At 74.7% G+C, this 14,389-nt stretch carries 13 protein-coding genes; 10 read left to right on the plus strand and 3 right to left on the minus strand.

The features are described from left to right. Positions 1-47: 47 nt before the first annotated feature. Entirely contained in the window at positions 48-428 is a 381-nt protein-coding gene (gene trxA / locus IG74_RS0114705; RefSeq protein ID WP_030675730.1) for a thioredoxin, read from the plus strand. 28 nt (positions 429-456) lie between these two features. On the opposite strand, the gene IG74_RS0114710 is transcribed toward trxA, so the two are convergent. After that, complete coding sequence (locus tag IG74_RS0114710; RefSeq protein WP_030675732.1) at positions 457-1,554, minus strand: LacI family DNA-binding transcriptional regulator; 1,098 nt, start codon at positions 1,552-1,554, stop codon at positions 457-459. A 306-nt stretch (positions 1,555-1,860) separates the two neighbouring features. On the opposite strand from IG74_RS0114710, the gene IG74_RS0114715 reads away from it, so the two are divergent. From IG74_RS0114715 to egtD, 6 genes are all read left to right on the plus strand, one after another. Next, complete coding sequence (locus tag IG74_RS0114715) at positions 1,861-3,279, plus strand: amidase (RefSeq protein WP_030675734.1); 1,419 nt, start codon at positions 1,861-1,863, stop codon at positions 3,277-3,279. Positions 3,280-3,389: 110 nt separating this feature from the next. Next, on the plus strand, positions 3,390-3,707 hold the full coding sequence (locus IG74_RS0114720) for a hypothetical protein (RefSeq protein ID WP_030675736.1): 318 nt from the start codon (positions 3,390-3,392) through the stop codon (positions 3,705-3,707). Between the two features lie 251 nt (positions 3,708-3,958). Then, the gene (egtA, locus tag IG74_RS0114725) at positions 3,959-5,293 is read left to right on the plus strand and encodes an ergothioneine biosynthesis glutamate--cysteine ligase EgtA (protein WP_051854900.1); all 1,335 of its coding nucleotides are present in this window, start codon (positions 3,959-3,961) and stop codon (positions 5,291-5,293) included. Then, positions 5,290-6,708, plus strand: a complete 1,419-nt coding sequence (gene egtB, locus IG74_RS0114730; protein WP_030675739.1) for an ergothioneine biosynthesis protein EgtB — start codon at positions 5,290-5,292, stop codon at positions 6,706-6,708. The genes egtA and egtB overlap by 4 nt, the downstream gene beginning before the upstream one ends. After that, positions 6,708-7,463, plus strand: a complete 756-nt coding sequence (egtC, locus tag IG74_RS0114735) for an ergothioneine biosynthesis protein EgtC (protein ID WP_030675741.1) — start codon at positions 6,708-6,710, stop codon at positions 7,461-7,463. Before egtB ends, egtC begins: the two co-directional genes overlap by 1 nt. Next, positions 7,460-8,422 (plus strand): L-histidine N(alpha)-methyltransferase, encoded by a 963-nt coding sequence (gene egtD / locus IG74_RS0114740; RefSeq protein WP_030675743.1) that lies wholly within the window; start codon positions 7,460-7,462, stop codon positions 8,420-8,422. The genes egtC and egtD overlap by 4 nt, the downstream gene beginning before the upstream one ends. Before the next feature lie 54 nt (positions 8,423-8,476). Here the strand turns inward: egtD and IG74_RS0114745 are convergent, their stop codons facing one another. Beyond that, on the minus strand, positions 8,477-9,757 hold the full coding sequence (locus tag IG74_RS0114745) for an extracellular solute-binding protein (RefSeq protein WP_051854901.1): 1,281 nt from the start codon (positions 9,755-9,757) through the stop codon (positions 8,477-8,479). A gap of 246 nt (positions 9,758-10,003) precedes the next feature. Here IG74_RS0114745 and IG74_RS0114750 point away from each other — a divergent pair, with 246 nt between their 5' ends. Then, positions 10,004-10,219, plus strand: coding sequence for a dodecin (locus IG74_RS0114750; RefSeq protein WP_030675748.1), 216 nt, complete (start codon positions 10,004-10,006; stop codon positions 10,217-10,219). Positions 10,220-10,273: 54 nt separating this feature from the next. Here IG74_RS0114750 and IG74_RS0114755 read toward each other — a convergent pair whose 3' ends face one another. Beyond that, entirely contained in the window at positions 10,274-10,762 is a 489-nt protein-coding gene (locus IG74_RS0114755) for a nucleotidase (protein ID WP_030675751.1), read from the minus strand. A gap of 84 nt (positions 10,763-10,846) precedes the next feature. Between IG74_RS0114755 and IG74_RS0114760 the strand changes: the two genes are divergently transcribed. Both IG74_RS0114760 and IG74_RS0114765 read left to right on the plus strand, forming a co-directional pair. Beyond that, positions 10,847-11,929 carry an MsnO8 family LLM class oxidoreductase gene (locus IG74_RS0114760; RefSeq protein WP_078868780.1) on the plus strand — a complete coding sequence of 361 codons (1,083 nt, stop codon included), beginning with the start codon at positions 10,847-10,849 and terminating at the stop codon, positions 11,927-11,929. A gap of 74 nt (positions 11,930-12,003) precedes the next feature. Beyond that, positions 12,004-14,361, plus strand: a complete 2,358-nt coding sequence (locus tag IG74_RS0114765) for an ATP-binding cassette domain-containing protein (protein WP_030675757.1) — start codon at positions 12,004-12,006, stop codon at positions 14,359-14,361. The last annotated feature ends 28 nt before the right edge of the window (positions 14,362-14,389 follow it).

Consider the following 14,389-nt stretch of genomic DNA (forward strand, 5'->3'; position numbering starts at 1 on the left):
GCCGTTGTGCACGACGGCTTCGCCCCCACCAGGAAGAGAGACTCATCATGAGCACGACCGTGGAGCTCACGAAGGAAAACTTCGACCAGACGATGACGGAGAACGACTTCGTCCTGATCGACTTCTGGGCGTCCTGGTGCGGTCCCTGCCGCCAGTTCGCGCCGGTGTACGAGAAGGCCGCGGAGGCCAACCCGGACCTGGTCTTCGGCAAGGTCGACACGGAGGCGCAGCCGGAGCTCGCCGCCGCCTTCGGCATCCAGTCGATCCCCACGCTGATGATCGTCCGGGACCAGGTCGCGGTGTTCGCGCAGCCGGGCGCGCTGCCGGAATCGGCTCTTGAGGACGTGATCGGGCAGGCCCGTCAGCTGGACATGGACGAGGTCCGCAAGTCGGTCGCGGAGCAGCAGGCCAAGGAGCAGGAGGCGTAACGCATCCCCGGGGCGCCGGGCCGGGGGTTCAGCTCGACTCGCGGTGCACCACGCTCGCACCGAGCACGTCGTGGACCTCCGGCCGCGCCCCCGGCTCCCGCACCACCCGGTCGACGAGCTCCGCGAGGCCGCGGCCCGACGGCAGCTCGATGCGGACGCTGCTCAGGCGCGGCCGCAGCAGCCGCCCGAGCATCAGGTCGTCGGCGCCGACCACGGCGGTGTCGTCCGGGACGCGTATCCCCTCGTCCTGGAGGGCGCGCATGAGGAGCATCGCGTACTCGTCGTTGTACGCGAACACGGCGTCGAGGCCGAGCGCGCGCCAGCGGCCCGCGAGCCGGGCCGCGGAGTCCTCGCCGTAGCCCAGCGGCAACTCGGTGACCTGGCCGTCGCCCGCGCCGCGCACCGCGGCCCGCACGCCGTCGAGGCGCGGCTGCGAGAAGGCTTCGAGCCCGGGCTCCTCGGGGACCACCACGCCTATGCGGCGGCGGCCGCGGGACAGGAGGTGCTCGGCGGCGCTGCGGCCGACCAGGCGCTGGTCCATGAGCAGCGCGTGCGCCCCCTCGGCCCGCTGCGGGCCGAGCGTGAAGACCGCCTTGGCGCCGGAGCGCTTGAGGACGGAGACGCCGCGGGCGCCGAGCGCGGTCGCGTCGGGGGCCAGGACCGCGACCGGGCGCAGCTCGGCCCAGGCGCGGGCGGCCTCCTCACCGGTCAGGCCGAGGCTGCCGTACTGCACGACGGTGTAGTCGAACCGGCTGAGCGCCCACTGGAGTTCGCTGAAGAACCGGCTGAAGAGCGGGCCCACGGGGATCTGCGGCGTGGGCATGAGGACCATGCGGGTGTGCCCGGCGCGCAGACTGCGGGCGGCGGCGTGCGGAACGTATCCGAGCTCCTTCGCGGCCTCGCGGACGCGGCGGCGGGTGGGCTCGCTGATGCGCACGGCGCTGGTGTTGTTGAGGACGTAGCTCACGGTGGCGCGCGAGACGCCCGCGAGGCGCGCGACGTCGGCGCTGGTCGGAACGGTGTGCGGCACGCGCTGCGCGGCGTCCTGCGGCTCGGGGTCGGATGGCGGGCTCGGCGCGGTCGGCGCCGGATCCGGCGCGGCCTGCTGCTTCGGTATCTGCACCATGACGAGGGCAATCCTTCCAGACGGCCCCGGGGCGCACCCAGGCGGGCGCGGGGGCGCTGCCGGGCAGTCGGCGGGGCACGGGCGCGCACGCCATCGTCGCTGGTAGCGCGGGATGTCATGTGCGCCCGTAGCCGCGCACGCACGGCCCGGCCGGGGCGGCCCACGCCGCTCGCGCGCGCCGCCGCGGCACGGAGCGCGCGCGGCGGGCGGGAGTGAACTGCGCCTGCCCGATACCGCGTTGGCCCGCCGGAAGCTACCGTGCGGTAAGCAACCGCGGCCGCGCCGCCCGACCGAAGGTGCCCCCACATGAGCAGCGACCGTTCCGAAGGCCTCGCGGAGACCGTCCGCGCGCTCAGCGCGGGCGAGGTGTCCGCGCGCGAGCTCGCCGAGCGGACGCTCACCCGGATCCTGGCGACACAGCCCACGCTCAACGCCTTCCGCGTGGTGCGCGCCGAGGCCGCGCTCGCCGAAGCGGACGCCGCCGACCGGCAGTTGGCGGCGGGCGTGCGCGCCCCGCTGCTCGGGGTGCCGATCGCGGTGAAGGACGACACGGACGTGGCGGGCGAGCCGACGGCGTTCGGCTGCCCCGGCGACTTCCCGCCCAAGGCCCGGGACGCGGAGGCGGTGCGCAGGCTGCAGGCGGCGGGCGCGGTCGTCGTCGGCAAGACCAACACGTGCGAGCTGGGGCAGTGGCCGTTCACTGAGGGGCCCGCCTTCGGCGACACCCGCAATCCGTGGAACACAGGACACACGCCGGGCGGTTCGTCGGGCGGCTCCGCGGCGGCGGTCGCGGCGGGCCTGGTGCCGGTGGCGCTCGGCTCGGACGGGGCTGGCTCGGTGCGGATCCCGGCCGCGTGGACGCATCTCGTGGGGATCAAGCCGCAGCGCGGGCGCATCTCGACGTGGCCGTGGCCGGAGGCGTTCAACGGCATCACCGTCAACGGCCCGCTCGCGCGCACCGTGGCCGACGCCGCGCTGCTCCTGGACGCGGCGAGCGGCAACCACCAAGACGACCCGCACCAGCCGTCCGTGATCCGCGCCGCCGACGCCGCGCGGCGTGAGCCGGGCAGGCTGCGCGTGGCGCTCTCCCTGCGCACGCCGTTCACGGCCACGCCCAAGCGGCTGCACCCGCTCGTGCGGGCCAAGGTCGTGGACCTGGCCGACCGTCTGGCGGCGCTCGGGCACGACGTGGAGGAGGCGAACCCGCGCTACGGCCAGATCGGTCTTGCCTTCGTGCCCCGGGCCACGGCGGGCGTCGCCGACTGGGTGCGCGAGGTGCCCGACCCCGACCTGCTCGACCCGCGCACCAAGGAGGCCGCGCGCCTGGGGCGGCTGCTCGGCGGCGCGCCGCTGCGGCTCTCCCGGCGGGCCGAGGTGACCCTGCAGCGCCGGGTGGGCGCCGTCTTCGACACGTACGACGTGGTCCTCGCGCCCACGACGGCCACCCCGCCGCCGCCCGTCGGGGCCCTCGCCAAGCTCAGCAGCTGGCGCACGGACCAGGCGATGATCGCGGCGTGCCCGTACGCGTGGCCGTGGAACGTGCTCGGCTGGCCGGGGGTGAACGTCCCCGCGGGCCGGGTCGCGGGCGGTCTGCCGGTGGGCGCCCAGCTCCTCGGCCCGGCGGGCAGCGAGCCGCTGCTCATCTCCCTGGCGGCCCAGCTGGAGGCCGACCGGCGCTGGCACGAGTCCTGGCCGGAGCCGGCCGACACGCGGGCGGCCCCCTGAGCGAGCCGCGCCGCCGGGGGCGGATCCGGCGCGGCCGGGGCGCGCGGAAGCCAGGGGCGGTGTCCGAAAATGCCGTGCGCCCCGCGAAGGCGCCGTCTACCGTCTGAGCCGTGCAGCTCTACGAGATCCACATCCACGGTTTCGCCGACACGGAAGCGGCGCTCGCGCTCCAGGAACCCCTCGCCCGTCTGCTGTGTCCGGTCGAGGACCACGACGGGCCCTGTGAGGTGCCCTGGGGCTTCACCGTGGGGGACGGCTCTCTGGTGCTCGGCATCTACGCGAGCGCCGCGAAGGCGGCGGAGGTGACGGACCGCGTGCGGTCGTTCGTGGGCGGCGCGCACCGGGCCGTCCTGGGCGGGCCGACCAGCGACGTCTTCGACGAGCTCGTGGCGCAGTACCGCGTCGAGCACCCCGCCGTCGGCGACTGACCGGCGCGGCTCCCCCAGGGGGCGGGCGTGCCGTTTCGGCCATCCCGTGCGGGAACGGCACGCGCGTGGTCTATTGGAAGGAATGCCCCGTGTGGTGCGCGAACCGACGGCGCGGCGCGGCCGTCGTTCACCGCGACGGCACCTTCCGGCCACCCGGGGCCGTCTTGTGCGAAATAGCTTCAAGGTCTTGGGTGTTACGAGCGCTGCCCGGACGCGACGTCCGGGCCGCCCGGAACAGGAGGACCCCCGACATGCCAGAGGGAGACTGTACGAACCGTCGCGCGCGTCCTCGGGACGCCGTGACCGAAGCGGAGGTCGAGGCCCTGGTGCGCGGCATCTGCTTCAAGAACGGACCGCCCGCCGCCGTCGGTGTCGAGCTGGAATGGCTCGTCCACGACCGGCGCTCCCCGCGCCTTCCCGTCACGTCCGCCCGCGTACAGGCCGCCCGCGCGGCGCTGCGGACCGAATCACTGCACTCGGCGGTCACCGTGGAACCCGGCGGTCAGCTGGAGCTCAGCTCGCTGCCCGCCGCCTCGCTGATGGAGTGCGTATCGGCCGTGACGGCCGATCTCACCGTCGTCCGCGACACGCTCCGTCCCCTGGACCTCACCCTCACCGGCCTCGGCGCCGATCCGTGGCGCGCCCCGACGCGGCTGCTGCGGGAGCCGCGCTACGACGCCATGGAGTCCTGGCTCGACCGCGCGGGTGAGGCGGGCCGCCGCATGATGTGCTCCACGGCGTCCGTGCAGATCTGCCTGGACGCCGGGTACGCGGAGCCGGGGCCGCTCGGCTTCGCCCGGCGCTGGCGGCTCGCGCATCTGCTCGGCCCGGTCCTGGTGGCGGCGTTCGCCAACTCGCCGGTGCAGGACGGCCGCGCCACGGGCTGGCGGTCCACGCGGCAGGCCGTGTGGGCGGGCATCGACCCGGGCAGATCGGGCGCGCCCGCGCTCGACGAGGAGCCGCGGGCGGCCTGGGCCCGGCACGCCCTGGACGCGCCGGTGATGTGCGTACGCGCCACGGATACGGAGAGCACCGGGGCCGCGGACGGGGTGCCGTGGCTGGTCCCCCAGGGCCTGAGCTTCCGCTCCTGGGTGCGTTCGGGACTGCCACGGCCGCCCACCCGCGGGGACCTCGACTACCACCTCACCACGCTGTTCCCGCCGGTCAGACCGCGCGGGCACCTGGAGCTGCGCATGGTCGACGCGCAGCCGGGCGCGGACGGCTGGGTGGTGCCGCTCGCCGTGACCATGGCGCTCTTCGACGACGCGCAGGCCGCCGAGACGGCGTACCGCACGGTCAAGCCGCTGGCCGAGCGGGCCGGGGCGACGCCCGCGCCGCACAGCCCGCTGTGGCTGGACGCGGCGCGCCACGGCCTCGCGGACCCGGAGCTGCGCGAGGCGGCGACGGCCTGCTTCGCCACGGCCCTGGACGCGCTGCCCCGGCTCGGGGCGGCGCCCGCGGTCGTCGCCGCAGTCGCGGCGCACGCCGATCGGTACGTCGCCCGCGGCCGCTGCCCCGCGGACGACCTCCTCGACGAACTCGACGCACAAGGGGCGCTCGCCCCCGGGAAGGACGTACCGCGATGACCGGTTCCACGACCGGAGCCCCGCACGAGGTGCCCGTCGGGCCCGAGGAGCTGCGGCAGCGCGCGCTCACCGCGCTCCGCGCCGCGCGCGAGCGCACCGCCCTGCTCACCTCCTGCGTCGAGGACGGCGAACTGACCGCCCAGCACTCGCCGTTGATGTCGCCGCTGGTGTGGGACCTCGCCCACATAGGCAACCAGGAGGAGCAGTGGCTGCTGCGCGCGGTCGGCGGCCGCGACGCGCTGCGGCCCGAGATCGACTCCCTGTACGACGCCTTCGAGCATCCGCGCGCCGCCCGTCCCTCGCTGCCGCTGCTCGCGCCCGCCGAGGCCCGCCGCTACGCCGCCGACGTGCGCGGCCGGGCGCTCGACGTCCTGGAGAGCACGCCGTTCACGGAAGGCACCCCGTTCGAGCGGGGCGCGCCGCTCGTGGAGGGCACCGCGCAGGCGGTCCGCGGGCTCACCGACGCGGGCTTCGCCTTCGGCATGATCGCGCAGCACGAGCAGCAGCACGACGAGACCATGCTGATCACCCATCAGCTGCGCGCGGGCGCCCCGGCGCTCACCGCCCCCGATCCGGAGCCCGCTCCGGCCTTCGGCGGCCCGGACGAAGTCCTCGTGCCCGGCGGCACGTTCACCATGGGCACGTCCACCGAGCCGTGGGCGCTCGACAACGAACGCCCCGCCCACCGGCGGCTCGTGCCGCCCTTCTTCCTCGACACCACGCCGGTGACGAACGCCGCGTACCAGCGGTTCATCGACGACGGCGGGTACGACGAGCCGCGCTGGTGGCACGAGCGCGGCTGGGAGACGGTCCGCAGGAACGGGCTCACGGCGCCGCTGTTCTGGCGCCGCGAGGGCGGCCAGTGGCTGCGGCGGCGCTTCGGCCACGTCGAGCCGGTGCCCGCCGACGAGCCGGTGGTGCACGTCAGCTGGTACGAGGCGGACGCGTACGCGCGCTGGGCGGGGCGGCGCCTGCCCACCGAGGCCGAGTGGGAGAAGGCCGCGCGCCACAAGCCCGCCGAGGACCGCTCGACGCGCTACCCGTGGGGGGACGAGGACCCGACTCCCCGGCACGCGAACCTGGGCCAGCGCCATCTGCGCCCGGCACCCGCGGGCAGCTATCCGGGGGGCGAGTCGCCGCTCGGCGTACGGCAGTTGATGGGCGACGTGTGGGAGTGGACGGCGAGCGACTTCCTGCCCTATCCGGGGTTCGTCGCCTTCCCCTACCGGGAGTACTCGGAGGTGTTCTTCGGCGGCGACTACAAGGTCCTGCGCGGCGGGGCCTTCTCCGTGGACGCCGTGGCCTGCCGGGGCACCTTCCGCAACTGGGACCACCCGGTGCGGCGGCAGATCTTCTCCGGCTTCCGCACGGCCCGCGACGCCACGGCCGCCGAGCTGGCCGCGGAGCTCGGCTGATGTGCCGTCACCTCGCCTACGTGGGCGCGCCCACGCCCCTGGGCGCGCTGCTCGTGGCGCCCGGGCACAGCCTCTTCCGGCAGTCGTGGGCGCCCCGGCACCAGCGGCACGGCACGGTCAACGCCGACGGCTTCGGCGTGGGCTGGTACGCCGACGGCGACCCGGTGCCCGCGCGCTACCGGCGGGCCGGGCCGATCTGGGGCGACCAGTCGTTCGCGGACCTCGCGCGCGTGGTGCGCTCGGGGGCGCTGCTCGCCGCCGTGCGCGATGCCACCGTGGCGGGCGCGGACGGGGAGGCAGCGGCGGCACCGTTCGCCGCGGACCGCTGGCTGTTCAGCCACAACGGCGCGGTGTCCGGCTGGCCCGGCTCGCTCGCCCCGCTCGCCGCGGGCCTGCCGCCCGCCGAACTGCTGTCCCTGGAGGCGCGCTGCGACTCGGCGCTCGTCTGGGCACTCGTCCAGGCCCGTCTGCGGCGCGGCGAGCCGCTGCCGCAGGCGCTCGCGGACACGGTCGTGGAGGTCGCGGACGCGGCCCCGGGATCGCGCCTGAACCTGCTGCTCACCGACGGCACGACGATCGCCGCGACGGCCTGGGGCGACACCCTCTGGTACCTGGCCGTGCCGGGGCGCGGCACCGTCGCCGCGTCCGAGCCGTACGACGAAGACCCGCGCTGGCGGGAGGTCCCCGACCACACGCTGCTCCACGCGAGCCGCACCGACGTCCTTCTCACCCCGCTCAAGGAGCCACCTGCGTGAGCCCGTTCCTGCTGACCCGCACCCTGCCCGAGGACGCCACCGGCGCGGCCCTGCGCGCCGACGTCCTGCACGGCCTGACCCGCACACCGAAGACGCTCCCGCCCAAGTGGTTCTACGACGCCCGCGGCAGCGTCCTGTTCGACGAGATCACCACCCTGCCCGAGTACTACCCGACGCGTGCCGAGCGCGAGATCCTCGTCGCCAGGTCGGCGCGGATCGCCGAGGTCACCGGCGCGCGCACGCTGATAGAGCTCGGCTCGGGGTCCTCCGACAAGACCCGGCACCTCATCGACGCGCTGACGGACCTGGACACCTACGTGCCCGTCGACGTCAGCGAGTCCGCGCTCACCGGCGCGGCGAACACGCTGCTCGCGGAGCGGCCGTCGCTGAGCGTACACGCGCTCGTCGCCGACTTCACCCAGGGCCTGGCCCTGCCCGGCACGCCGGGGCCGCGCCTGGTGGCGTTCCTCGGCGGCACCGTCGGCAATCTGCTGCCCGCCGAGCGCGCCGCGTTCCTCGCCTCGGTGCGCGGCCTGCTCTCCCCCGGCGACTCGCTGCTCCTCGGCACCGACCTGGTCAAGGACGAGTCGGTCCTGGTGTCCGCGTACGACGACGGGGCGGGGGTGACCGCCGCGTTCAACAAGAACGTCCTGCACGTCGTGAACCGCGAGCTGGGCGCGGACTTCGACCCCGAGGCGTTCAACCACGTGGCGGTCTGGGACCGCGACCGGGAGTGGATCGAGATGCGGCTGCGGTCCCGGCTCACGCAGACCGTGAAGATCCCCGCCCTGGACCTGGCGGTCGACTTCGAGCGGGGCGAGGACCTGCGCACCGAGGTCTCCGCGAAGTTCCGCGAGGACGGCGTGCGGTCCGAACTGGCGTCGGCGGGCCTGAAGCTGACGCACTGGTGGACGGACGAGCGCGGGCGCTTCGCGCTGTCCCTGAGCACGGCGTCCTGAGGCGCGGCCGGTCCCGGGGCCCGGCGCCGTCGGCGGCGGGCCCCGGGACCGGACTCAGCGCGCGTGGTCGTCCAGCGTCTCGGTGATCCGGCCGGAGGCCGCCTTGGCCTCGGCGGCCGCGTCGCCGCCGGCGAGGACCTTCGACATGTACGCCTTGATCGGGTTGTCGGCCTCGACCAGGGCCCAGCGCGGCGAGTTGGGCGTGGCCCGGCCGCGCGCGGCCCCGGCCGCCATCGCGGCCACCCCGGCGTCGCCCGACACGGTGGAGGCGAGCTTCGCCTTGTTCGGCACGTAGTCCATCGTGCGGGCCAGGTCCTTCTGCCACTTCTCGCCCGCGAGCGCCTTGACGACCTCGACGGCCGCCTTGCGCTCCTTCGTGCCCTCGCGCACGACGAGGTCGGAGCCGCCGGTGAAGACCGCGCCGGGCTTGCCCGCGGTCTTGCCCGGGATCGGGAAGTAGCCGATCTTCCCCTTCAGACCGGGGTTCTTCGCCTCGATGGCGCGGGCGCTGCCGGGCACCGCGATGATCTGCGCGACGTCGCCCTTGGCGAACACCCCGGCCTGCGGCGGGTGTTCCTCGTCCGCGTTCTGCGGACCGTCGCCGAGCGCCTGGAGCTGCTTGTAGAACTCCATGCCGCGCAGCGCGGCCGGGGAGTGCAGGCCGCCCTTCCAGCCGCCGCCCTTCTCCTTGGCGAGGTCGCCGCCCTCGTCCCAGATGAACCCGGACAGCGTGTACCAGTCCTGTCCCGCGAGGTAGATCCCCTGGTTGGCGCCGTTGTCGAGGCGCGCCGTGGCGTCCAGCCACTGCTGCCGGGTCTTGGGCGGCTGCTTGATCCCGGCCTGGGCGAACAGGTCCTTGTTGTAGAGGACGACGCGGTTGGCGGCGTACCACGGCACGCCGTACTGGGCGCCCCGGTAGCGCCCGGGCTCGCCCAGGCCGGGCAGCCAGTCCTCCATGCCGAGGTCGCGCGCGGACTCCAGGGTGAGGTCCTCCAGGCCGCCCGCGTCGACGTACTGGGCGACCTGGGTGTTGCCGACCTCGATGACGTCGGGCCCGTCGTCCTTCTTGAGGGCCTTCTGCACCTTGGGGCCGATCCCCGTCCACTCCTGGACGCGGATGTCCAGGTCGATGTCGTCGTGCTCCTTCTCGAAGCCGTCGGTGAACCGCTTGACGAACGCGTCCGACGCGCTGCCCCGCATCATCCAGACCGTGACGGTGCTCTTGTCGTCGTCACCGCCGGGCAGGAGGCCGCAGCCGGGCAGCAGGGCGGTGGCGGCGAAGGTCAGGGCGAGGGACAGCGAGATGCGTCTGTGGCGCGCGTTCACGTCGGTCACTTTCTGCGGTGGGACAGCACGGGGGGAGGGGCCCGACGTGGGGAAGAGCGGTGCTCGAACGGGTGTGTGGGAATTTTGGTACGGACCACAACTTCGGTCAAGGGGCGTGGGCGCATCGGTCTCTCACGGCACCTCCATCGATCGATCACATCGGTCCCCCGCCGCACCGGCCGTCAACAGGCCCGTGCCGGCCCCCGGCACTACCGTGGAGTGCAGCCGCACCGCCGCGGAGAGGAGAAGGACCGCATGTCCGAGCACACCTACCGGGTCACCGAGATCGTCGGCACCTCCCACGAAGGCGTCGACCAGGCCATCCGCAACGGCATCACCCGCGCCTCGCAGACGTTGCGCGGCCTGGACTGGTTCGAGGTCACGCAGGTGCGCGGCCACATCGAGGACGGGCAGATCAAGCACTTCCAGGTGGGCCTGAAGGTCGGCTTCCGCCTGGAGGACGCGGACTGACCGCAAGGGCCTCGTCCCGTACGTCCGCACGGCGCGGGCTCACACGGCGCGGGCTCAGGTGCGCCCCTCGCGCTCCTGTGCGTCCTTGAGCGCGGCCGACGCCCGCGCCCAGTTCGCCCGCACCACCGTGAACCCGGCCCGCTCCGCGTCGTCGCAGACCAGCGCGTCGTCGTCCACGAGCACGCGCACCTCGCGGTCGCGCGCGAGGCGCCGCAGGATCTCCAGCTTGGTGCGGCGCGCGGGCCTTCGGTCGTGGTCGCGCCGCATCCAGATCCGCCCCTCGGGCAGCCCCTGCGCGGCGAGCCACGCCACGGTGTCGGCGCGGCAGCGCTCCGGCCGCCCCGTGAGGTACACGACCTCGCACTCCCCCGCGCTCTCGCGCGCGAGCGCGACGCCCCGCGGCAGCGGCGGGTCGTGCGGCGCCGCCGCGAAGAACGCGTCCCAGTCGCGCGGCGCGCGCTCCAGGAACCGCTGGCGGTGCGCGGTGTCGGCGAGGGTGCCGTCGAGGTCGAACACGGCGAGCGGTCTGGTGTCGTCCGTCACGTGAGCAGCGTACGGACCCGCCGAAGTGCGCGGCGACCCGGCGGGAGCGGGAATCATCGGCCGCGCCGAGCGTTGGACATGTCTGTGAGCTCAGTGATCGAATCCACCCGGTTCTCCGTCCTCGACCGTTCGCGCGTCCGCGAGGGGCACGAGGGCCCCGAGGTGCTGCGCGACACGGTCCGCTTCGCGCAGGACCTGGAAGCCCTCGGGTACCACCGCTTCTGGGTGTCCGAGCACCACGGCGTGCCCGGAGTCGCCGGTTCCGCGCCGACGGTGCTCGCGGCGGCCGTCGCCGGGGCCACCCGTACGATCCGGGTGGGCACGGGCGGCGTGATGCTGCCGAACCATCAGCCGTTCGTGGTCGCCGAGCAGTTCGGGGTCCTGGAGGCGCTCTTCCCCGGCCGGATCGACATGGGGCTCGGCCGCTCGGTCGGGTTCACCGACGGCGTCCGCAAGGCGCTCGGCCGCGACAAGCACGCCGCCGAGGACTTCGCGGCCCAGCTCACGGAGCTGCTCGACTGGTTCCGCGGCGCGTCGGACACCGGCGTGCGCGCCTACCCCGCCGACGGCGTGCGCGTCCCGGCGTACGTCCTGGCCACCGGCGAGGGCGCCGCCATCGCGGCGGCCGCGGGACTGCCGCTGGTCATCGGCGATCTGCGGGGCCGCGACAGGATGCTGCGCGCCGTCGACGGCTACCGCGCGGCCTTCACGCCCTCGGCGTGGGCGCGGGAGCCGTACGTGATCGTCTCGGGCTCGGTCGCCGTCGCGGAGACCGAGGCGGCGGCCCGCCGTCTGCTCGTGCCGGAGGCCTGGTCGATGGCGTACTCCCGCACCCACGGCACCTTCCCGCCGCTGCCGCCCGCCGAGCGCGTCCAGGAACTGGCGGCGACGGGCGGCATGACCGGCAAGGAACGCGACCTGTACGAGTCCGGGCTCCAGGGCCACATCCACGGCACCGAGGAGCAGGTCGCCGACGCCCTGGAGGGGCTGCTCAAGGACAGCGGCGCCCAGGAGGTCCTGGTGACCACCAGTACGCACGACCGCGCGGGTCTGCTCGACTCCTACCGGCGCCTGGCGCGGGTGGCGGGCCTCGCCGGGGCCGCGGGAGCCTCCGGGGACTCCGGGGACTCCGGGGACTCAGGGGCCTCGGGGACCGGCCGACGGTGACCGCCCGAGGTGCGCGAACGGCTCCGGCCTAGAATCGTGGGGTTTGCCCCATCGCCGCGTTCGGAGCCCGCCCCATGCCCAGCCCCCGCGCCCACGACCACGATCCGTTCGTCCGCGTACGGGGCGCCCGCGAGCACAATCTGCGCGGCGTCGACGTGGACGTCCCCCGCGACGTGATCGCCGTGTTCACCGGCGTCTCCGGCTCCGGGAAGTCCTCGCTGGCCTTCGGGACCATCTACGCGGAGGCCCAGCGGCGCTACTTCGAGTCCGTCGCGCCGTACGCGCGCCGCCTCATCCACCAGGTCGGGGCGCCCAAGGTCGGCGAGATCACCGGCCTGCCGCCCGCCGTCTCGCTCCAGCAGCGCAGGGCCGCGCCCACCTCCCGCTCCTCGGTGGGCACCGTCACGACGCTGTCCAACTCGCTGCGGATGCTGTTCTCGCGCGCCGGTGCCTACCCGGCGGGCGCCGAGCGGCTCGATTCGGACGCGTTCTCGCCGAACACGGCCGCCGGGGCGTGCCCCGCGTGCCACGGCCTCGGCCGGGTGCACCGCACCACGGAGGAGCTCCTCGTCCCCGACCCGTCCCTGTCCATCCGCGACGGCGCCATCGCGGCCTGGCCCGGCGCCTGGCAGGGCAAGAACCTCCGCGACGTCCTCGACACGCTCGGCCACGACGTGGACCGGCCCTGGCGCGAACTGCCGCGCGGCGAGCGGGAGTGGATCCTGTTCACCGACGAGCAGCCGGTGGTGACGGTCCACCCCGTCCGCGAGGCCGGCCGCATCCAACGCCCCTACCAGGGCACGTACATGAGCGCCCGGCGCTACGTCATGAAGACGTTCTCCGACTCCAAGAGCCCGACCCTGCGCGCCAAGGCCGAGCGCTTCCTGACGAGCGAGCCGTGCCCGGCGTGCGGCGGCAGCAGGCTGCGGCCCGAGGCGCTCGCGGTGACGTTCGCGGGCCGCACGATCGCGGAGCTGGCCGCGCTGCCGCTGAGCGACCTCGCCGCGTGCCTGCGGGACACCGGCGGCTCGGAGACCGCCCGCGTCCTCACCGCCGACCTCCTGTCCCGCATCGACACCATCACCGAACTGGGCCTCGGCTACCTCTCCCCCGACCGCGCCACGCCGACGCTCTCCCCCGGCGAACTCCAGCGCCTGCGCCTCGCGACCCAGCTGCGCTCCGGGCTCTTCGGCGTCGTGTACGTCCTCGACGAGCCGTCGGCCGGGCTGCATCCGGCGGACACCGAGTCCCTCCTCACGGTGCTCGACCGGCTCAAGGCCGCGGGCAACTCGGTGTTCGTCGTGGAGCACCACCTCGACGTGATGCGGCACGCGGACTGGCTCGTGGACGTGGGCCCGCGCGCGGGCGAGCACGGCGGCGAGATCCTGCACAGCGGGCCCGTGGCGGAGCTCGCCGACGTTCCCGGGTCCGCGACGGCCCGCTACCTCTTCGGCCGTGCGCCCGCCCCGGCGCGGGAGGTCCGCGAGCCGCGCGGCTGGCTGAAGGCGGGCCCGGTGACCCGGCACAACCTGCGTGACGTGACGGTGGAGTTCCCCCTCGGCGCGTTCACCGCGGTCACCGGCGTCTCCGGCTCCGGCAAGTCGACGCTCCTCGGCGAACTCACCGAGGAGCTCGACGGCGTCGGCCGCCTGGTGCGCGTCGACCAGAAGCCCATCGGCCGCACCCCCCGCTCCAACCTGGCCACCTACACCGGCCTCTTCGACGTCGTGCGCAAGGTCTTCGCGGCGACGGACGCGGCGCGGGAGCGCGGGTACGGCGTCGGGCGGTTCTCCTTCAACGTGGCGGGCGGGCGGTGCGAGACCTGTCAGGGCGAGGGTTTCGTGAGCGTGGAGCTCCTCTTCCTGCCCAGTACGTACGCCCCCTGCCCCGACTGCGGAGGCGCTCGGTACAACCCGGAGACCCTCCAGGTCACCCACCACGGCAGGAACATCGCCGAGGTCCTCGACCTCACCGTCGAGGCCGCCGCAGGCTTCTTCGCCGACACGCCCGCCGTCCAGCGCAGCCTGGGCACCCTCATCGACGTCGGTCTCGGCTATCTGCGGCTCGGGCAGCCCGCCACGGAGCTGTCCGGGGGCGAGGCGCAGCGCATCAAGCTCGCCAGCGAGTTGCAGCGGGCGCGGCGCGGGCACACCCTCTACCTCCTGGACGAGCCCACGACCGGGCTGCACCCCGCCGATGTGGAACTGCTCGTGGGGCGGCTGCACGAGCTCGTCGACGCGGGGCACTCCGTGGTGGTCGCCGAGCACGACATGGCCGTGGTGGCCGGGGCGGACTGGGTGGTGGACCTCGGGCCCGGGGGCGGGGCCGGGGGTGGCCGCGTGGTGGCCTGCGGCCCGCCGCGGCAGGTCTCCCTCACCCCCCTCAGCCGCACGGCCCCCTACTTGGCCAAGGCCCTGCCCTCCCCGGCCTGACCCCCTCTCCCACCCGCCCACCCATACC

This window comes from Streptomyces sp. NRRL B-1347 (assembly GCF_000720325.1).
In the GTDB taxonomy this organism is placed as follows: Bacteria; Actinomycetota; Actinomycetes; order Streptomycetales; family Streptomycetaceae; genus Streptomyces.